Source organism: Vibrio nitrifigilis (assembly GCF_015686695.1).
GTDB classification, from domain to species: Bacteria; Pseudomonadota; Gammaproteobacteria; order Enterobacterales; family Vibrionaceae; genus Vibrio; species Vibrio nitrifigilis.
Window position 1 is genome coordinate 1,016,560 of the sequence record NZ_JADPMR010000004.1, and the last position, 18,751, is coordinate 1,035,310.

Genomic DNA, 18,751 nt, shown 5'->3' on the forward strand with positions numbered 1-18,751 from the left:
CTGTTAATCCACTAACTCAACCCCTAAGCACTCTAATAAACTCAACGCTTCATAGCGTGAAAACTTCGCGCCTTGAACATCATTTTCTAACACATTGATGGCGTAATGACTTGAATCACTAAAATCCACAGAACGTAAGTTAGTTCGCGTAAACAAGCTATGAGTAAAATCGCAATAAATCATGGTTGAATTCTGAAAATTTCCTTCCCGAAAATCAACATCATGCAACTTACATTCATCGAATTGCAGCTCATTCAATGTTAAACCAAAGAATGAAGCATCATTCATGATGCAGCGTTCAAATTTGAGTTCAAAATCAGCGTGATAAACAGGCCAGCTCGCCCGAGTCCAATCAATTCCCACCAGCTTACTATCAATAAAATGAACACCAAATAAGCGCGAGTGTAAGAGCTTCACCAAACTCAAATTACAGCGACTGAATTCGCAATTAATAAATTTGCAGTTTTTAAACTGCGAGCCTGAAAAATCACTATCGAGAAAACGACAATCTTCAAACTCGATATCTTGATAGTCCGATTCCAATTGCTCTAGTTTTTCAAAAGAAACATCAAGATATGATTCACCGCTATTAATCTCTTGCATCACTATCTCCGGTCTTACTCAGCAACTCTTTTGCTATTTATTGAAGATGGAGTATACCGTCTATTGTGCAAAGAAGGTTTCGTGTTTCTTAAATCGCCCAGTATTATTGTCAGGTTCAAATGTAAATAGGCCATCAACATCATGCAGAGCGCCGATCATCTGACGGTTAAAGTCTGCATTGCCTTCATCATACAAGTAATCAGCGACATCAACCCATTTAGCGTCTGCTATTTCATCCGTATCCTGAATAGCAATAGTTTCCGTACCCGCGATAAGTCGACAAACCAGATACATATTCGTTTTTCCAAACTGAAATGGGTGGCGGGTCGTAAAGCCGACAATCGATTGAAATGAGGCTTCAACTCCGGTTTCTTCCAGCACTTCACGAATGATGGCAGTTTCTATTTTTTCACCCAGTTCAATATGACCACCGGGCAATTTATAACCTGTCATACCCTGTTCTTTCACAACCAATAGCTGACCCTGTTCATTTTTGACAATCGCCCCCGCGCCAAGGGTATGAGTCGGGATAAAAGGCACAAACTCTGTAGTTGGCGCTTTTAAAATTAATGTGATCTGGTCTTCCAAACAATTGTGAAAGACAAAACCTAACTCAGTCGCAATCGGGACAAATTGAGCACACTCGATGGTAAGAGTCAGCCACACAATATTTTTTTGTTCCTGCTGGGCAAATGCGATGACATCGTGTAACTCTAATCGAAATGTAGCAACATCTTCAGGCAGTTCATCGTGGCTGATAATAACGCCGTTAAATTTATCTAATACAAACTTCAATGTGTTCCCTTCGTTCTAATTAATCCGCACGTTCCTACCTGATGCTTAGTAGTATCAGAAAGAACAATCTAAGGAGATTCGTGTTGCGCCATCTTATGGTTAAATTCCGACATATGAGCGATTTGGACTGACGCTTTGGGATATTTTTCACCCATATTCGGCGCATAATAAACACTCACCATATTCGCTCGATTGGCGGCTTCTATTCCTAAGTAACTATCTTCTAACACACAACAATCTTGAGGCTTCACTTGCATGGATTTTGCCGCGTGTAGAAACAAATCCGGCTCTGGTTTCCATGAGCCAACTTCATAGGAACTGAAAATACACTCTGTGAAATAGTGTGATAGTCCCGTCACTTGTAGTGCTCTCTCTATTTTTGTCCGCGGAGCTGATGAAGCAATACAAAATGGCACTGTCAGCGATTCCAACAAATCAACGACACCGTCACATGGTATTAAATGTTGATCGAACAGTTTGTCCACTTTAGCGCGATATTGCTGTTCAAATGATGCGGGAAAAGACGTTGAAAACTCTTGCTCTAAATTAGCTAAAATATTGGCCAATTTACCACCTCTGAATCGTTGCACTAGGTCTTCTGCCTTACATTGAATCCCTAGCTCGGCAAGTTGATGTTCTAAGCCTAAATTGCACAGTAATTCACTATCGACTAACGTCCCATCACAATCAAAGATGACTAATTTCATTCCAGACCTTTTAAATAGCGTTTAAGCAGCATTTTGACGAAAACCTAATAACAACTTTGATTCAGAAATAAAGATTACTTGCACAACATCTTGTGACATCAACACTTCCTTTTATTGCTCGGATGTTATGGTGAATGGGCTTCCCGCCCCCTACTGCCTCAACCCAATATCTGAAGCAGTCCAAGTCATGACATCTTGCCATACCGCATCTAAATTCCACGATTTAAACATGGATGATTTGGCCTGTTCATCATCTTGTTTCTCTACTTTGGACAAATAGTGATACATGAATGCCGCAACTCGATAATTCCTTATGCAATGAACAAAGACCTTTTGGTCTTTAAGTGCTGCCATCACATTACAAAACAATCGCACTTGCTCTTTAGTCGGCTCATCAAACCTTACCGGTATATGTATGTAAGTAATATCGAGCGATGCCAATACCTTATCTTCTTCGGCAATAGCTTGAGGATGATCCGGCATGCCTAAGTTAATCACATATCGATATCCGGCTGCGGCAATTTGCCCAAATTCGTGGCGTTTGGGCTGTCCTCCCGTTGCAACCGTACTGGTTAACTGCACAAAATTCTTAATGGATTCCATTCTCTTCCTTGTTATTTCAACCAAGAATGACCGCTCATTCATGGTTTGCATTGATAGCTTCCATCCTAAAGCGAATCAACATATGAATATGTGAGCATTTCGAGATAGTTACTTATTTGTAACACATTAAAAAATAAAGAAAAGAGAAAACGATAGGATAAAGGGAACGTTGAGACAAGAGCAGAAAAAAGAAAAGCATAGAGAAACAGTCTCTATGCTTTTGTTATTAAAGATAAGTTTGAGGTTACTTATAGTAAGCTTCAACTTCACCTTTAAGCTTGATAAGCATTGGATGGCCCCAACGGTCTTTCGCGGTTGGTGAAGCGATTTTCACCCAACCTTCGCTAATGCAGTACTCTTCAACGTCATTACGTTCTTTGCCGTTTAAACGAATACCAATTGGATGTTCAAAACAAGCGGCAATGTAATGTGGGCTGCGTGGATTACCGGCTAGGTGATCGGGTAGATCAGGTTTTGAAATGTTTTCGCTCATGATGTAGACCTAATGGTTAATTTGAGGCGCTATTCTAGTTAAGTCCACCCTTTACCACAACTACGATTGTGTGTTTCAGCTAGCAACTCTGCTGATTGTGGAAATTTCCAGTGCACTGCACCGACTAAACATCCCCATCAGCGCACAAGAAATGCACTGACGGTCAGTGATGTTATTGAATAATGCAGTGCTGTTTTATGAACTGGAGGGTTTTAATGACAGATTTAAAATGTAAACTCTGTATTCCAACCTCTTGCGCCGATTGAACATTTTCAACGGAATCATCGATGAATACGCAATCTGCTGCATTACGATTCACTAAACGCACAGACTTTGCAAAAAATTCAGGCTCGGGTTTAGCAACACCAATATCGGCAGAGTTAATGACAAAATCAAACTTTCCAATTAAATCGTATTGCGCCAGGTCGTTTGTTAGTTTGCTGGTCGCATTCGTCACAAGAACCAAGCGCGCTTCAGGCGCCATAGAACGAATACATTTAATAAAATCGTAGTCGATCGCCGCTTCAACCGCTTCGACTTGTTCAATTACCTCACTTCTCCAGTGCCTAATCACACCATCAAAGTCGATAAGAATCGTATCTTTCAACGAATCCTCCTTTCTATACTGCATACAATGCCATATGTTGCTAGCAACATTCATTTTCTTGGCGCTATGAATATCACAAATAGAAGCAAGAAGTCTTGCCTAGCATCATTTGTTAGGCACTTTTTACATAAATGGATAGAAGGATTCAGCGCGCTATTGTACTTCACCTTTTATGGTAGATCCCCAAAATGCACGACTCTCAGCATCCAGATTTAATATTAACTCTATTACTGGAGAAGGCTGCATTTTATGGAAGATTAATTCCTGCGGCTCCAACCACATAAATTTGAGATGCTCTTCTTGAGAGGCCACCGCCAAGGTAGATGAAATCTCTGGCACGTCTAAACGAAAAATAAGGTTTATCTCAAACTGGTTGTCACCCCAGTGATGTTCAACCGCGCCCAAAAATTCTTTAATGGTGGAATCAAACCCCAATTCTTCTTTTATTTCACGTACCAGAGCGACTTCAGCACTCTCACCTATTTCAATATGCCCACCCGGCAAAAAGGCATTATCAACGCCATCCGCCTTTACAACTAAAATCTTACCTTCACTGACGATCACGCCTCTAGCAAGGTAATGAAAATTATCCATTGTGTTCCCCTAAGAGTTATTGTTGTCTTTTTGCTATTGGATGGTTGGGATTTAACTGCAATAAATCCCAAAGATTGCCATAAAGCTCCTTAAATACGGCAACGGTTCCGTAATCTTGCTCTTTAGGGTCACGAACAAACTCGATACCAATGGACTTCATTCTTTCATAGTCACGCCAAAAATCGTCGGTATTTAAAAATAGGAATACCCGCCCACCAGCTTGATTACCAATAAAATCCACTTGTTCGGGTTTTGATGCTCTGGCTAACAATAATGTCACGCCACGAGAATTGGGTGGCGCAACGACCACCCAACGTTTGTCCTGCTCTGGTTGATAGGTATCTTCAATAAGCTCAAACTGAAGTTTGTTAACATAAAAATCGATAGCTTCATCGTAATCTTTTACGACTAATGCAATATGAACAATGTTTTGTTGCACTACTTTATCCTTAAATTACCAGTTCAACATACTGATAAACAACCAATATGTTCAGTCTTACACTAATTGAACGCCAAACAGATTAGCAATCCATATCACCAATAAAAAGCACAAAATTGTTATGGCTAAACAACTCACTAACGAGATTAAAAATGAGAATCGTCCATACAGATATGGAAAAATAAGAAGCATGGGTAATGATGGGAGCACATACCAAAACGTGTAAAACGCGTGATGAGTTAACTTCTCAGCAGGCTGCTTTTCGATATACATCCAAATCAATGCCAAAATAGTCACCGTGGGGAGAGCGCCAATAAACGCTCCCAATCGGTCACTTCTTTTCGCTACCTCAGAGATAAACACAACGATCCCTGCTGTGATTAAATATTTTGTTATGATCCAATACACAATGCTCGCCTCAGTTATCGTTAGAGATCCACTGGGAATAGCATAGTCCGTATCGCGACGATGTCTCCTATCTAGAAATGTCAGGTGGCATCAATATCGAAAGCCGGCTTATTAAGCTTTTTTAATTGCGTGTCTAATCATAAAGTTTTCCTTTTAAAACGCTCTAGTTTTTTCTTTGTTGACGTTGAATCCACTCATCACAGGCATCACTCATGGTTAACCCAACTGCACTATGCATCCATTGCATAAAATCACGATTAAACGAAAAATCTTCACCGAATTTCGCCTTAAAATAACGACGAACATTCTGCGTCGTCTTGTAACTATCCGTAATTATTGTTGCATCATCGATCTGATTTTTATGCCAATCTACTTTATTCATATTCATTATTTCCTAAACACTTGGAGTTAGCATGGCAGGCTTTGGCGGTCCTTACGTGGATACTTATTGGTGACTTTCCATCAAAAAATTACGTAATTTTTGCCCACGAACATTCACGACTTGTTCTTCTACGATACAGAAACCCTGTTTTTCGTAAAATGGTCTCGCCGTAATGCTCACTTCAGAATGAAACTTGCTAATTCCTCGCAATTTACCTTGCTCAAACACATGTTCCATCATGATTTTGCCAATACCTCTGCCTTGGTATTGATGGTGACAAAAGAAATGATCTATTAACCCATCGTCTTGAAGATCGGTATATCCCACTATTTCCCCGTCTAATACCGCAACATAAGGTGCAATCGAATGCATTTTTCGCTGCCATATGGCCTGATCGAAATTGTCGGGAGCCCAAGCTTCTACTTGGGCTCGAGAGTAATCTCGGATGTTAATATTTCTAATCGTGTGATAAAAAATCTCCCACAAAGCAGGAATATCAGATTCGCTATATCTGCTAACTTTAATCATATGATAGTGTCTCTAATGCTCATATTACCCGTTGATTCAATCGAATCTAATATTCCGTTGCATGATATGTTGAGGACCAGATGGACCTCCAAGATACAAATTCCCAGTATCTTCAAAACCACATTTGCAATAACAACTATATGCGAACGTATTACGGCAATTAACCGTTAATTGAAGTACTTCAAAATCAGGGTAATGGGTAACAACATAAGACGGTAACAAGTTAAGGGCTTTGGTTGCGATACCCTTTCCTTGAAAATGATGGTCGACAAACAAAGCCCTTATACCTAAAGCTTTCGCATCACCAAAACCATAGGTTTCTGTATATAAAAAATCCAGAACAAAAAAACCAACAACGTTACCATCACTAATAATTAAATAGGGATGCTCATGTGATTTTAATGATGAAATAAAATCACCAATATCACCGACAGTAAACGCCTGTTGCTCAGGTTTAACACAAAGCAAATCCACTTCAGACTTTCGTTCTAAATTATACTTTTCAATTGTTATCATTAGTCACTCATAATTTAATACATCAAAACCAGCATTTTCACTTGAACATAAATGCTACTGACCACTTTCTACCATTGCTTTAATAATACGAGCTTTGACAAAATGATCGAGTTGGTGCGTTTGTATCCACCAAGTGGCCGCTTCCATGAGCAGTTCCGGATTCTCATTTTTATTCGAAAAGAAGGCATAGAAAGAAAGCCCGACGTTGTCGCCTTTTAATGCGATCTTTGAATTACAAACTTGTACAATTTTTTCTCTAAGAGACGCTCTCATCGAAACCACCTAACTCTAACCAATCTTTTTCATTTGGCATCGTTTCAAATTTCGGAATCCCATCGTTTATGACCCCTACGTCCCAGCTTGCATGAGAACCGACGTAAACATGAGCAGCAACTTTTGTATTAACAGGCTCGGATAACAAACCAGCAGGCACCCAATATGAATCTCCATTTGAGCTGATATTGGGGACAGGACTACCACATTGACAACAAAACTCAGATTTAAAGCCCGAGCTAGTTGAAAATGATCGAATCTGATGTTCGCCAGTGCACCATTTAAAATTGGATGACTTAACTATCAAAGCCGAGTTTGATGAAGAACCAGAGACTTTGCGACACAACGAACAATGACATTGATAGATCGGAGGTAATTCGCCTAATAATTCAAACGATACCTCTCCGCATAAACAGCTTCCTTTCACTTGAATGATTCCTTAGTTACATACTTTGTGTGATTAACGCTTGGCTACACCCGCTCAAGTGCCTTGTATGGTTTCGGTGGCATTTGTACTGAAATGCTATCTCCCACGTTTACGATCCCGCCTTCTTCGACGACAGCCATAATTCCAGCTTTACGTACCAAGTTACCGGCTTCATCTCGAGCTAAAACAGCTTTAGTCAAACCACGCTGATAGTTGTCTAGTTGAGCACACGGATTCCTTAAACCAGTCACTCTCAGTACAACTTTTGCGCCAATCATAATCAATGTATTCCTAGGTAGCGAAAGCAATTCGACACCTTCGGTCAGCACATTTTCGCCAATAGTCCCGGCCTCTACCGTGAAACCAGACTCTTGAAGTTCCGATATTAACTCTGAATGAACCAAATGCACTTGTCGTAAATTAGGTTGTGAAGGATCTGCTTTAACACGGGAACGATGTTTCACCGTATCACCACAATGTGCGTCTCCCTCTATCCCAAGTCCCTTTAAGAAAGTTAGCGAATCACATGTTTCTTTAGAAAACCTATGTTCAGAATCCTTACTTAATGACACTACCTTCATACTTCCTCCTTGGTGCTAACGCTCCAGTCAATTACGCACTACGCAAGCAGTGAAGCGAGTAAATCACTTTAAACCACCACTGCTGCGCTTGACTGCATCAATTGCCGTAGATGGCTATACTTATGTCCTTGAACTTAAAAGAACACCACTTCCCATTGTAATAAAAAGCCCACCTGTAATTTTGGATAATTTACGGTCAAAACCTTTTGTTTGTAATCGATGACCTACGCGACTAATTATTAGTGCATAACTAAGATGCACTGAAGTGACTATGACGCATATTGTCAGGTACATAACTGAAAATTGCTCAATATGAGGATGGCTAATATCCAAAAACTGGGGTAAAAATGCTGAAAGAAAAATCAATGTCTTAGGATTACTTGCTGACACCAAAAATGCTTGAATGAACAATTGTGGCAAAGAGTGACGAACACATTTTTGATTCGCTTCTGGCAATTCTATCTTTGATGAATGTATTGACCGCAAGCTCTTTATTCCAAGATAAATCAAATAAAGTCCACCAACACATTTCATCACAAAAAACCATGCTGGTAATTGAGCTAATATACCGCCAACGCCAATTCCAACTAAACACACGATGATTAACTGACAGGACAAATTACCCAAAATGGTAATTAATGCTGATTTCCATCCATTCTGAATACTATTCTTAAGTACCAGTATGACATTTGGCCCCGGTGACAATGTAACCAAGAGATATGCGGTTGCAAACATAATCCATATTTCAAAACTCATTGAACGCTCCTTTGTTCAAATAACACGGCAACCGCACGAAAGAATCTAGATCACACTTTTGAGCCCAAAACGCTCATCATGTAACCAGATAAACCGGAATTTGAGAGCTAATGATAGAAGATAATGTGATTTAGATCGCTTCATGCGGAGCCCCTGGTTCAAATAAAAATATAACACTTCAATCGGCCGATGCTTTCGCCGTCGGCTGTATAAATTTACTGGCATTTTTTTGCAATGCTGCCAATTTCTCCATACCTATTTTTTCTTGTTTATTTAAAAACTCAAAGAAGCCCTTGCTATCGATGAAATAATTAACTTTATGGTTATCTTTATTGAGTTGTCTTTTTTCAAACAGACTGTTTTTATGAGGATGATTGGCTAGATTTACGCTCACTTTTTATAAACAATAAGAGAATGTATTTCATATACTTGCCATATCAATCCTGACCACCGTAGCCACAAAAACCACCGCATAGCAAAAGTGCCACACGTGCCAAATCACTCTTAACATTGTTTGTTATAAATCGGACTCTACGTTAAACGCCTTTTCTAACCACACTGAGCTGATAAAATGGCCTTTTCTTCGAGCTTTATAACGTCCATTTAACCTACCCAGTTAGTCACAAAGCTCATGACAAAATACGACTGGTTCAAATATTTGTTATACAACTTGATTATTTAAAATTATTAACGCTCTAAATTAAATCATTTTTGTTAAATATATTATTTATTGTCAAACAAATCCTATCCAATTTATCTTCTAATATAAAAGGGAAATGACCAGAATCCCTCAACTCCAACTCAATGATATTTGGATTAAATTTTTTAAAAGATCTCGCAATCTCTACTGGAAAACGATAATCCTTTCCTCCAAAAATATTCAAAATTGGAAAAGAAATTGCTGACAATTCATTAATTAGATCAAAGTTTGACAAAAACCGTTCAAATATCGAACTAAAGGTATCCACGGATAATGTTCTAGACACATTTTCAAAAAAAGTTAATCCTATTAATTTTTCTTTTTCTGTCATAAAAATATCTTCAGGTTCAGCGTCTTCAAGCTTTAATGATTTTAGCGTTTCTCTATATTGTAGCCATTGTTCAGTATTCAACCCTGTGTTCATTAGGATTAAGCCACAAATTTTATTTTTAAATAAAGAGTTATATTTTAATGCAAGAACTCCACCCCATGAGTGCCCTAATATTATAGGTTTATGCTCGCATTTATTTACCAATACGTCTATTTCTTCTACTAATTCATCTATAACTATATTAGGGCCTTTTTTTTGACTATAAAAGACACAATTAAATGTATCATTTAAATTTGAAAAATATGATTCTAGATAATCATCAAAACCAGGCCCACCATGTAGAAAAATAATTGTCTTTTTATTCTTTCTAATTTTCATCATTTTCCTCAAAGCTTATGACGCTAAACACTGTTGTAAAAACCATGACACGTATTTTTGTCAATTACTGCGATTCTTATGCGCCTCCACTTGCACCAAAGTTCTTTCAATACCATAATTAGGTATTATTTGGTACCAAGGAGGCTGTAATGGCTAAAAATACGAGTATTACTTTAGGCGAACACTTCGATAGTTTCATTACGAGCCAAATCAAAAGTGGACGCTACGGTTCTGCAAGTGAAGTAATTCGCTCTGCTTTACGCTTGCTTGAAACCCAAGAAACCAAAATGAATACACTACGCCAACTTCTGGTTGAAGGCGAAGAAAGCGGCATGGCTGACTATGACCTTGATTCGTTTATCAATGAACTTGATAACGAAGAAAGAAAATGAAACCACTCCAACTCACCAACAAGGCGAAGTCAGATTTAAAAGACATCGCCCTCTTTACTTCCCGACGTTGGGGCAAAGAGCAGCGTAACGTTTATCTTAAACAATTTGACGAATCTTTTTGGCTACTTGCAGAAAATCCTGATATTGGCAAAACATGTGACGATATCAGAGAAGGATATCGGAAATTTCCCCAAGGAAGTCACGTTATTTTTTATCAACAAATTGGCAGCCAGAATATTCTAATTATCAGGATATTGCACAAAAGCATGGACGTTCATCCGATCCTTGGTGCACAACGCTAAACACAGCAGTATTTTGTTTACTGTCTCAGCAAACAGTTAGCTTTAAACCACAAGTGCCTAATCGATTAATTTGTCTGATGCTTGCTCTTGTTATACGATTTTTCTACCAAATCCAGCGTCATAAAATGACTATGTGGATCAGTTTTGTAGTCAGAAAAGGGCTCACAATAAGTAAACCCAAATTTTTCGTAAAGATTTCTTGCTGGTAGGAAGAACTCGTGAGTCCCCGTTTCTAAACTAACTTTTTGATAGCCTTTGTCACTTGCAAAGTTAATAGCATGAGTAAGCAGTTTAGTCGCTACACCTGATTTGCGTGATGAGTTGGAAGTTCTCATTGACTTAAGTTCGACATGCTGAGGAGTTAACTGTTTGATAGCTAGGCAACCTTGCAGATCACCGCCAATCCAAGCACTAAAAAATGTGATATCTGGGGATTTAAGCGCATCAACATCCAAAGCGTGAGCACTTTCAGGAGGCGACGTTGCGTGCATATCCGATAAATGTTCATGGAGTAATTTGATCACTTCAACACCTGACAAGTCGTCTATTTTTATGTCCATATTCCGAATTTTCCTTACTCGTATGACGCCATAGTCTCTTATGTGATTACGCGATCAATACTTTCGACATTACCATAACATCAATATTTCTGTGATTGACGATTTCCTCCGCTTGCCAACCACACTTAGAGTACAAGCCACCATCTAAATGCTCTGTTTGTAAATGAAGTATTTTAACCCCTAGATTTATTGCAATATTATCAAGTTCAGTTAGTAGAGTATTTGAAATGTTTTGACCTCTGTATTCTGGTTTAACATACACGCCCGCTAACCAATGCTCTTTTTCGGGATACATTGGCATTTGGTGCAATTTTATCTGTGCAGCTCCAATTAATTCACCGTCATTAATAGCTAATATGACTAATGGAAAACTGGTTTTGTTTAGACAACCTTCAAGTCGATTAACATATTCATTATTTTCAGGGTGTTTAAGTAAACGCCCCCACTCACTGTAGTACCACTCTGCTAGTTCTTGGAGATATTCTTTATGATCAGCTAGATATACAATTTTCAATTTAACATCCTTATTTGAATTGCCACATAATGCAAAGCTAACGTGCGCAAAGTCTGGGCTATACTTGAGCGAAGCGAAAACGCCAAGCGTTGCGAATCACTCTTAAAAAATTTGTTATACGCGTCCTATCTGTTGTACTTAACCTTATTCAAAACTTCTTTTAGCTCATGCGTTTTCTCAAGGTTTACATCATGAATATTGGCTAAAGCACAAACATAGTACAACACGTCATATAACTCTTCTGCGATTGAACCTTTGAGTTCATCTAGCGTTGGTTGCCCACTTTACCTTTGCGAATAGATTCCGATAATTCGCCAACTTCTTCGATTAGTTTTAAAAAATAGTGTTCAGATTGCTCTGGCGAATAATCGAACTCTTTTATATGACTTTGTAATTCAGATAACGTCATAACGTCCTTTTTGTATCATTTTTCATTAAGCGTATAACGCTCCTAAGTTGCTGCGAACGATAGTGAGTCCGATGCCCGCCGCGGAGCGGTTTTGGCGGGCATGACCGACCTTGGATTGTTAAGAACTAAGCCACTTATTTGCTGCTTCAAGTGCCAGTTTATTGGTATCGAAGTGCATCAACTCTTTAGCTTCAGATTCTGAAACCCATTTATACTCGCTGTGTTCATCTGATAACTGTGGTTCACCTTCTACTTTGGCACAGTATACTTTTTCTATTATTTCGGTCGGCCCTGAACCGTAAGAAACACGCCATTCATCCTTAATAGGAAATGAGTACTCGTAACCTGCAGCCTCAATCAAATTTGGCTTATAACCAGTTTCTTCAAATATTTCTCTAGCAGCTGTTTCTTCAAGCGTTTCGCCTTCTTCCATGCCGCCAGTAACACCTTGCCAGAAAGCAGGCAAACTAAGCTCTGAACGCTGAACACGTTTCAGCAAAAGGAATCGAATACTCCCTTCCTCTACACGGTAAAGAAAGGTATTTATAGAAAAAGGCTGTCTCATTATTAACTCCTGCTCTTAACGCCCAATTAAGCGGCTGACAACGCACCAAAACTAAACCAGACTACCGTAAACACCATTGCCGACCGAACCAAAAGTGCGACTGGTTGGCAGTCCGTTTAAATTGATTGTAATGCGTTACCACTTCATCATCGGTGCCGGGTTTAGTGGATGTTTTAGAAACCACTTACCGACTCTTTTAGCTATATTTTTATGAAAGCTGGCATTTGGAAAGTTGTCCTTAACTTCTTGGACATAAGTTTTGGGAACGCCAAACTTAAATAAACCAAGCGAGAAGTCCACAAGATCCCCCTTTCGAAATACTTCGACTAATGGGTAAAGATCATAATCGCATTCACGAATCTTATGATGCTCTGTAATCATCAGCTTAATCTCTTCTGACCACGATTCAAGACCTCTGCTTTCTAAATACGCCGTCGCAAGTGGCAAAGAGGGGAAATGTAGTCCATCGTTTCCTCTGCCCAAATTCCGATATCGTGAAATACACCCGCTATTATGATTTTTTCCCTCTCTTCATCACTACAATCCCTCAGAGCAAAGCAAAAGTGGATCATTCGATAGACATGGTTTCTATAGCCTTGGTACTCTGCGCCTATCACACTCTTCCAATCAGAAATGATTTCTTCCAATAGAGGTATATCGTCTTCAATCTTCATTGCTAAATCCCATGATGGCGGATAACGCTAAGCTAAGTGGCTAACAAACTTGGCAAAAACCTAAATTGAACACCATAAGCACTTAACTTAACCAAATTAAAAATGCCAAGCGTTTGTTAGTCCGTCTTTAGCGCATTGTTATGTATGTTTTAAAGTAACCCGATAAGACCAGAAATACCTGCACCCACAACACTTGCAACAGTACTATTTTCCAGCAAGGACTTTAGAATACTTTTTGCTTCGACATCGTTAGATTGAGCTACTTTTTCTACCAACTCCTGTACATTGATATTGGTTACTTGACTATTGTGATTACCAACTTGAACTTGCTTACTGTTGATCGAACCAATATTAATTTGTGGCATTGCTGGCTCCTGAATTTCTGTTTTCATGATCAATTTGTCGCCGATAATCAATATATGACCACCTGCACCAATAGTGATACCGATAGCTTTGAGGTCACTTTTGCCATCCATATTCGAGATAAGTCTCTTAGTACTCATATATCTAAGATGGGTTTCAAATTTTCTGTCAATGCGACCAGTACCATCTTCGATATGAACACCTAGCGACATTAATTCTTCAAGGTATTCTTTTAAATTCGGAACTGCGTTATCAGCCAAAGGCTTCAGCAATAGATCTAAATACTCTTGATCAATTTTCATTTTCACCTCGAAATACATAACGCCGCATTAAGGTGTGAGTGACGCTTGGCTATACTTGAGCGAAGCGAAACTGCCAAGCGTTGCGAATCACTCTTAAATGCTTTGTTATACAAACTGTTACAGCTTATCCGCCAATTTCTTAAGGTAAGATTTGGCTAATTCATTTTTGCCTCGGCTTAACCACTTTATACACTCTAAAAGTTCCCAGATTAAACCTTGGTCACCATTTGTATATGCAGGAAAATCTTCGTGCTTTGGTGCAGGAGCATCGGTTAATCGTGACTCAACTGCACCCGTTTTATCAAATAGCACTTTAAAAGGTTTGGAGATATCAAAAGGTTCGCTTAGATCTAAGCAATGAATCTCTGTGCTGGTTAAGTCTGTGAAAATGTATTTTGTAAAGTAAGCATTCTCGTTATGGAAGCCTTGATTGCGATAGAAAATTTCTTTACCACGCTCAAAAGCCGAGAAGCACTCTTGTGTGGATTTATGGAATTCATTTTGAGTAAGAATCAAAATATCAGCGTCAGATACTCGGTCTCCCTTACCTGCAGCCAATGAGCCTACTAACACTGCGGCGACCACGTTGTCTTCGGAAATAAACGCAGTATAAACAGATTTAACCAGCTCATGTTGAAGGGGAAGATTTTCGAGATTAAGTTCTTCTAAACTCACAGTTGTCTCCGTTTGTATAACAGTTATTATACAGAACCATTCTATGAGAACACTTCTGTATAATAACTTTCGTTTGTTAAAGAATTCATCTAACTATCTAACATAAGTAGTAAAAAAGTATGATCTTATTCGTTACTCATCACAAAGTACCGACTTGTTCTATCTAATTTGTCCACACTATGTTTTCATAGTAACTGTATATAAAAACAGTAGTGAGATTATGTATGAAATCACCTTTTTTAATCAGCTTAAAAGAGTTTATGCAAGCTCGACATTATGCGCGTAAAACGATTAAAGTGTACCTCTATTGGACAGTTCAATTTATCCATTATCATAATAATCAGCATCCCCAAAAGCTAACCAGCACCCATGTTGAAGATTTTTTAACCCACTTGGTCGTTAATCTTAAATGCGCTTCTGCTACACAATCTTTGGCGCTGAACGCATTGGTGTTCCTCTATCGTGATTTTCTCGAACAACCATTGGATATTGACTTAAGATTTCGTCGTTCAACCAAAAGCCGTAAACTTCCTGTTGTGCTAACACCACCGGAGGTTGTCTCTCTTTTTTCCGCTATTCCACCCCATACGTTACTGCCCTATCAACTTATGTACGGCTCTGGGCTAAGACTAATGGAGACTGTCCGCTTAAGAATAAAGGATATCGATTTTGACTACGGAGCTCTCCGAATTTGGCAAAGTAAAGGTGGCAAAAATAGGGTAGTAACACTTGCAAAAGAACTTTATCCAGCTCTTCAACAGCAAATATCGTTAGTTCGAATTATTCACCAGCAAGATCTCAATACTCAGTTCTATTCGGGAGTATCATTACCCAATCAATTAGCACTTAAATATCCCGACGCACCAAAAAGTTTCGAATGGCAATTTTTATTCCCCGCACAACGTTTGAGCCAGTACGGTTTTATGCAAGGTTGGTATCGTCACCACGTTCACGAAACATCGTTGCAAAAGATGGTCCGAAAGGCTGCCAGTAAAACAGCCATCGGTAAGCCTCTATCTTGCCATACTCTGCGTCATTCTTTCGCTACTCACCTACTTGAATCTGGTTCCGACATACGTACGGTACAAGAGCAGCTTGGACATTCTGACGTAAAGACGACACAAATATATACTCATGTGATTGACCGTGGCGCTAGTGGGGTAAAAAGTCCACTTTCTCATCTTATGCTATGAAATAATATTCCACGCTACCGCCCTTCCGAGCACGAAATATCACAACCACCACATATAAACCGATTGCATATATTTATAACAAATCACTACCGTAATTCCTATTGTAAATATGGGGCCTGTGACAAAAAAGACCGCTCAAAAGGCGGCCTATCTGTCAGATTTTTATATTAAGATTTATTAATATAATCAATTGGTTAAAAAATCACTCGGTATCTTCTGCTAACCATTGAGCGATCTGTTTAGTATGGTAACTAACGATGACCTGTGCTCCCGCTCTTTTAAAACCGATTAACGTTTCGAACACAGTGCTTTTCTCATCAAGTGCACCGGCCATTGCTGCAAATTTGATTGCCGCATATTCACCTCCCACTTGATAAACAGCCAAAGGTAAATGAGTTTCTCGACGCAGATTGGCAACGACATCAAGATAAGGCGTTCCCGGCTTAACCATCAAAATATCAGCCCCTTCAGATTCATCTAGTAATGCTTCTTGCATTGCTTGATGGCCATTCGCAAAATCCATTTGATATGCCTTTCTATCACCTTGTAATTCGCTATCAACGGCAACACGAAATGGGCCATAAAATGAAGATGAAAATTTGACTGCGTGAGCCAAAATAGCAACATGCTCATAACCTGCGGCGTCTAAGCCATCTCGAATAGCTCGTACCTGCCCATCCATCATAGATGAAGGCGCTAGCATATCAGCACCCGCTTGAGCAGCCACAACACTTTGTTTTACCAATAATTCTAAGGTTGCATCGTTATTAACATGTTCTCCATCAAATACACCGCAGTGGCCATGAGTCGTGTATTCACAAAAACAAATATCAGGGACCACCAACATATCTGGACATGCCTCTTTGATGCTTCGAATCATCCGTGCCAGCAGTCCATCAGGATTATAAGTATCACTGCCACACGCATCTTTATGATGAGAAATACCAAAAGGCATAACTGCGCGAATTCCCAGCGCATAAAGCTCTTTCACTTCATCCGCAATATGGCTTTCTGGCAAACGCACAATTCCAGGTAGCGTTGAAATTGGTTGAGGTTCAATAATCCCCTCTTCAATAAAAAGTGGATGAATTAAATCTGTCAGTTTGAAGTCATGCTCTTGCAGCATGTCGCGCATCGCCGGTGTTCTACGTAATCGGCGTAGACGTTTTAAAGGGGTAATTTGATTCATTCGACTTTACTTCCATTATTTTAAGAATGGGTAATATTATGCTCTCATTGATATAAATTGCCACAGGCACAGCTTAGACTGGCGTTTAAACCATCGACTCTAGAGAGCATAAGTGATTGTTGCATGACATTAAACAGTGCGTTGCACTCTTACGCCTAGGACTGTTCTATAAAACTCGTAAGATAACTAGACACTTAAAAACCGAGGAAAAATCATGTTTATTGTGTCTTTAAATTATCTCTGTGATATCGAAACGGTAGAGAAATATGTGGGCATACATCGGCAATTTATGGTACCCTATTTCTCTGAGGGAGTGTTTATAGCAGCGGGAAGAAAAGAACCACGAACAGGAGGTATTATACTCGCTCAAGGGATATCAAAATCCGAGCTACAAAAGGTCATAAAACAGGACCCTTTTTATCAGCACAATATTGCAAAATACGATGTCATTGAATTCATCCCATCGAAAACCATTGAGGGATTCCCCGCAGCTAAGGCTATAACAAATTAACGTTCGGCCACTATTCTGTAATTGAAAGCGCTTTAATAAAATCGATAAATGCCTGCTCACGTTTTGAAGGTTGTGCATTAACATGCACAATATACATGGGTAAAGGGGCAGGCATATATTGATCTAACACCGATATTAATCGCCCAGATTCCAAAGCATTTTTTACTGTAAAATCAGGCAAGTAAGCAAGGCCATGCCCTGCGATAGCGAGTTCGGTAAGATCCAAGCTATTGTTTACTCGTGTCTCGCCATACACAGGTATCGCGAACGGTTTATTATGCTCTTGATAGATCCAAGTTCTTTGGCGGTTATCAAAGTGCAATAAGCAGCTATGGTGTTCAAGATCTTCCGGTTGTTGAGGAATCCCGTGTGTTTCAAGGTATTCAGGAGATGCAACCGTACGTTTCTTCCAATATCCTACCAACGAATAATAAAGCTCACTGTCAGGCAACGCACCACAGTGCAGCGCCAAATCATATCCATGGCTGAAAAGTTCGAGTGAATGGTTACCCACTACAATATCTAGGCTGATATCTGGATAGTGTTCATAAAATTGCTTCAATGATGGAATCACATAGCGCTGATTGATCGAGTGAGGTATTCCAATTTTAAGATGGCCATTGAGTGCTTGGTTATCATTACTTGCTTGATGTAAGCACTGTTCATACATGTTGATCACTTGCTTGCAACGCTGGTAAAAAGCATTCCCTGAATCCGTTAACGCAATAGATCGAGTATTACGTTTGAGCAATGGGCTTTTTAAAGTATGTTCTAGTTTTGATATATGTCGACTTACCATTGCTGGCGATATATCTAGCTCATTCGCTGCGGCACGAAACCCATTGTATTCCACAACCCGACAAAACACTTTCATAGACTCAATCATAATCTTGCTACTTGCGTATGTAACTTTTTGATAAAGATACAATAAAAATCAAATACTACAAAAATAAAGGCCGCTCGAGGCGACCTTTACTTATT

At 39.3% G+C, this 18,751-nt stretch carries 31 protein-coding genes and 1 pseudogene; 4 read left to right on the forward strand and 28 right to left on the reverse strand.

Going from position 1 to position 18,751, the window contains the following annotated elements; genetic code table 11:
* Positions 1–3: 3 nt before the first annotated feature.
* From I1A42_RS20900 to I1A42_RS20985, 18 genes are all read right to left on the reverse strand, one after another.
* The gene (locus tag I1A42_RS20900) at positions 4–603 is read right to left on the reverse strand and encodes a pentapeptide repeat-containing protein (protein WP_196124810.1); all 600 of its coding nucleotides are present in this window, start codon (positions 601–603) and stop codon (positions 4–6) included.
* A gap of 60 nt (positions 604–663) precedes the next feature.
* Positions 664–1,398 carry an NUDIX domain-containing protein gene (locus I1A42_RS20905; protein ID WP_161158263.1) on the reverse strand — a complete coding sequence of 245 codons (735 nt, stop codon included), beginning with the start codon at positions 1,396–1,398 and terminating at the stop codon, positions 664–666.
* Between the two features lie 68 nt (positions 1,399–1,466).
* Entirely contained in the window at positions 1,467–2,105 is a 639-nt protein-coding gene (locus tag I1A42_RS20910) for an HAD family hydrolase (RefSeq protein WP_196124812.1), read from the reverse strand.
* Between the two features lie 150 nt (positions 2,106–2,255).
* Positions 2,256–2,708, reverse strand: a complete 453-nt coding sequence (locus I1A42_RS20915; RefSeq protein WP_196124814.1) for a protein tyrosine phosphatase family protein — start codon at positions 2,706–2,708, stop codon at positions 2,256–2,258.
* A 244-nt stretch (positions 2,709–2,952) separates the two neighbouring features.
* Positions 2,953–3,201 (reverse strand): DUF3297 family protein, encoded by a 249-nt coding sequence (locus I1A42_RS20920; RefSeq protein ID WP_161158260.1) that lies wholly within the window; start codon positions 3,199–3,201, stop codon positions 2,953–2,955.
* Between the two features lie 172 nt (positions 3,202–3,373).
* Complete coding sequence (locus I1A42_RS20925; RefSeq protein WP_196124816.1) at positions 3,374–3,808, reverse strand: HAD-IA family hydrolase; 435 nt, start codon at positions 3,806–3,808, stop codon at positions 3,374–3,376.
* 153 nt (positions 3,809–3,961) lie between these two features.
* Entirely contained in the window at positions 3,962–4,402 is a 441-nt protein-coding gene (locus I1A42_RS20930; RefSeq protein ID WP_196124818.1) for an NUDIX domain-containing protein, read from the reverse strand.
* Between the two features lie 16 nt (positions 4,403–4,418).
* The gene (locus I1A42_RS20935) at positions 4,419–4,841 is read right to left on the reverse strand and encodes a VOC family protein (protein WP_196124820.1); all 423 of its coding nucleotides are present in this window, start codon (positions 4,839–4,841) and stop codon (positions 4,419–4,421) included.
* 57 nt (positions 4,842–4,898) lie between these two features.
* The gene (locus I1A42_RS20940) at positions 4,899–5,249 is read right to left on the reverse strand and encodes a DUF3147 family protein (protein WP_196124822.1); all 351 of its coding nucleotides are present in this window, start codon (positions 5,247–5,249) and stop codon (positions 4,899–4,901) included.
* 163 nt (positions 5,250–5,412) lie between these two features.
* Positions 5,413–5,631: a DUF6434 domain-containing protein gene (locus tag I1A42_RS20945; RefSeq protein WP_161158255.1), complete on the reverse strand. Its 219-nt coding sequence runs from the start codon at positions 5,629–5,631 to the stop codon at positions 5,413–5,415.
* Positions 5,632–5,694: 63 nt separating this feature from the next.
* Entirely contained in the window at positions 5,695–6,159 is a 465-nt protein-coding gene (locus I1A42_RS20950) for a GNAT family N-acetyltransferase (RefSeq protein WP_196124824.1), read from the reverse strand.
* 36 nt (positions 6,160–6,195) lie between these two features.
* Positions 6,196–6,675 carry a GNAT family N-acetyltransferase gene (locus I1A42_RS20955; protein WP_196124826.1) on the reverse strand — a complete coding sequence of 160 codons (480 nt, stop codon included), beginning with the start codon at positions 6,673–6,675 and terminating at the stop codon, positions 6,196–6,198.
* Between the two features lie 54 nt (positions 6,676–6,729).
* Positions 6,730–6,948, reverse strand: a complete 219-nt coding sequence (locus tag I1A42_RS20960; protein WP_196124829.1) for a DUF6500 family protein — start codon at positions 6,946–6,948, stop codon at positions 6,730–6,732.
* Entirely contained in the window at positions 6,932–7,375 is a 444-nt protein-coding gene (locus I1A42_RS20965; RefSeq protein ID WP_329604857.1) for a GFA family protein, read from the reverse strand. Before I1A42_RS20965 ends, I1A42_RS20960 begins: the two co-directional genes overlap by 17 nt.
* Before the next feature lie 44 nt (positions 7,376–7,419).
* On the reverse strand, positions 7,420–7,956 hold the full coding sequence (locus I1A42_RS20970; RefSeq protein ID WP_196124831.1) for an MOSC domain-containing protein: 537 nt from the start codon (positions 7,954–7,956) through the stop codon (positions 7,420–7,422).
* Positions 7,957–8,076: 120 nt separating this feature from the next.
* The gene (locus I1A42_RS20975) at positions 8,077–8,712 is read right to left on the reverse strand and encodes a LysE family translocator (RefSeq protein ID WP_196124833.1); all 636 of its coding nucleotides are present in this window, start codon (positions 8,710–8,712) and stop codon (positions 8,077–8,079) included.
* Positions 8,713–8,890: 178 nt separating this feature from the next.
* Positions 8,891–9,106, reverse strand: a complete 216-nt coding sequence (locus I1A42_RS20980; RefSeq protein WP_196124835.1) for a hypothetical protein — start codon at positions 9,104–9,106, stop codon at positions 8,891–8,893.
* Between the two features lie 301 nt (positions 9,107–9,407).
* Positions 9,408–10,121 (reverse strand): alpha/beta fold hydrolase, encoded by a 714-nt coding sequence (locus I1A42_RS20985; RefSeq protein WP_196124837.1) that lies wholly within the window; start codon positions 10,119–10,121, stop codon positions 9,408–9,410.
* Between the two features lie 149 nt (positions 10,122–10,270).
* Here I1A42_RS20985 and I1A42_RS20990 point away from each other — a divergent pair, with 149 nt between their 5' ends.
* Both I1A42_RS20990 and I1A42_RS20995 read left to right on the forward strand, forming a co-directional pair.
* Complete coding sequence (locus tag I1A42_RS20990; RefSeq protein ID WP_196124839.1) at positions 10,271–10,513, forward strand: type II toxin-antitoxin system ParD family antitoxin; 243 nt, start codon at positions 10,271–10,273, stop codon at positions 10,511–10,513.
* Positions 10,510–10,815: a type II toxin-antitoxin system RelE/ParE family toxin gene (locus I1A42_RS20995; RefSeq protein WP_196124841.1), complete on the forward strand. Its 306-nt coding sequence runs from the start codon at positions 10,510–10,512 to the stop codon at positions 10,813–10,815. Before I1A42_RS20990 ends, I1A42_RS20995 begins: the two co-directional genes overlap by 4 nt.
* 65 nt (positions 10,816–10,880) lie before the next feature.
* Here the strand turns inward: I1A42_RS20995 and I1A42_RS21000 are convergent, their stop codons facing one another.
* The 8 genes and pseudogenes from I1A42_RS21000 to I1A42_RS21030 form a co-directional block, all read right to left on the reverse strand.
* The gene (locus tag I1A42_RS21000) at positions 10,881–11,375 is read right to left on the reverse strand and encodes a GNAT family N-acetyltransferase (protein ID WP_196124843.1); all 495 of its coding nucleotides are present in this window, start codon (positions 11,373–11,375) and stop codon (positions 10,881–10,883) included.
* A 46-nt stretch (positions 11,376–11,421) separates the two neighbouring features.
* Positions 11,422–11,889 (reverse strand): GNAT family N-acetyltransferase, encoded by a 468-nt coding sequence (locus I1A42_RS21005; RefSeq protein WP_196124845.1) that lies wholly within the window; start codon positions 11,887–11,889, stop codon positions 11,422–11,424.
* Between the two features lie 125 nt (positions 11,890–12,014).
* Positions 12,015–12,298, reverse strand: a pseudogene (locus I1A42_RS21010) (MazG nucleotide pyrophosphohydrolase domain-containing protein).
* A gap of 118 nt (positions 12,299–12,416) precedes the next feature.
* A complete protein-coding gene (locus I1A42_RS21015; protein WP_196124847.1) occupies positions 12,417–12,863 on the reverse strand; it encodes an NUDIX hydrolase in 447 nt (148 codons plus the stop codon).
* A 135-nt stretch (positions 12,864–12,998) separates the two neighbouring features.
* Positions 12,999–13,244 carry a hypothetical protein gene (locus I1A42_RS24875; RefSeq protein ID WP_230389685.1) on the reverse strand — a complete coding sequence of 82 codons (246 nt, stop codon included), beginning with the start codon at positions 13,242–13,244 and terminating at the stop codon, positions 12,999–13,001.
* A 41-nt stretch (positions 13,245–13,285) separates the two neighbouring features.
* On the reverse strand, positions 13,286–13,537 hold the full coding sequence (locus tag I1A42_RS24880; RefSeq protein ID WP_230389687.1) for a hypothetical protein: 252 nt from the start codon (positions 13,535–13,537) through the stop codon (positions 13,286–13,288).
* Positions 13,538–13,686: 149 nt separating this feature from the next.
* Entirely contained in the window at positions 13,687–14,202 is a 516-nt protein-coding gene (locus tag I1A42_RS21025; protein ID WP_196124849.1) for a hypothetical protein, read from the reverse strand.
* A gap of 117 nt (positions 14,203–14,319) precedes the next feature.
* The gene (locus I1A42_RS21030) at positions 14,320–14,877 is read right to left on the reverse strand and encodes a nucleotidyltransferase domain-containing protein (RefSeq protein ID WP_031382137.1); all 558 of its coding nucleotides are present in this window, start codon (positions 14,875–14,877) and stop codon (positions 14,320–14,322) included.
* Between the two features lie 224 nt (positions 14,878–15,101).
* On the opposite strand from I1A42_RS21030, the gene I1A42_RS21035 reads away from it, so the two are divergent.
* Positions 15,102–16,070 carry an integron integrase gene (locus I1A42_RS21035; protein WP_196124851.1) on the forward strand — a complete coding sequence of 323 codons (969 nt, stop codon included), beginning with the start codon at positions 15,102–15,104 and terminating at the stop codon, positions 16,068–16,070.
* Between the two features lie 202 nt (positions 16,071–16,272).
* On the opposite strand, the gene hemB is transcribed toward I1A42_RS21035, so the two are convergent.
* A complete protein-coding gene (gene hemB / locus I1A42_RS21040; protein WP_196124853.1) occupies positions 16,273–17,259 on the reverse strand; it encodes a porphobilinogen synthase in 987 nt (328 codons plus the stop codon).
* A 214-nt stretch (positions 17,260–17,473) separates the two neighbouring features.
* Here hemB and I1A42_RS21045 point away from each other — a divergent pair, with 214 nt between their 5' ends.
* Positions 17,474–17,770 carry a YciI family protein gene (locus I1A42_RS21045; protein WP_161158608.1) on the forward strand — a complete coding sequence of 99 codons (297 nt, stop codon included), beginning with the start codon at positions 17,474–17,476 and terminating at the stop codon, positions 17,768–17,770.
* 10 nt (positions 17,771–17,780) lie between these two features.
* On the opposite strand, the gene I1A42_RS21050 is transcribed toward I1A42_RS21045, so the two are convergent.
* Positions 17,781–18,656, reverse strand: a complete 876-nt coding sequence (locus tag I1A42_RS21050; RefSeq protein WP_196124855.1) for a LysR family transcriptional regulator — start codon at positions 18,654–18,656, stop codon at positions 17,781–17,783.
* Positions 18,657–18,751 lie beyond the last annotated feature (95 nt).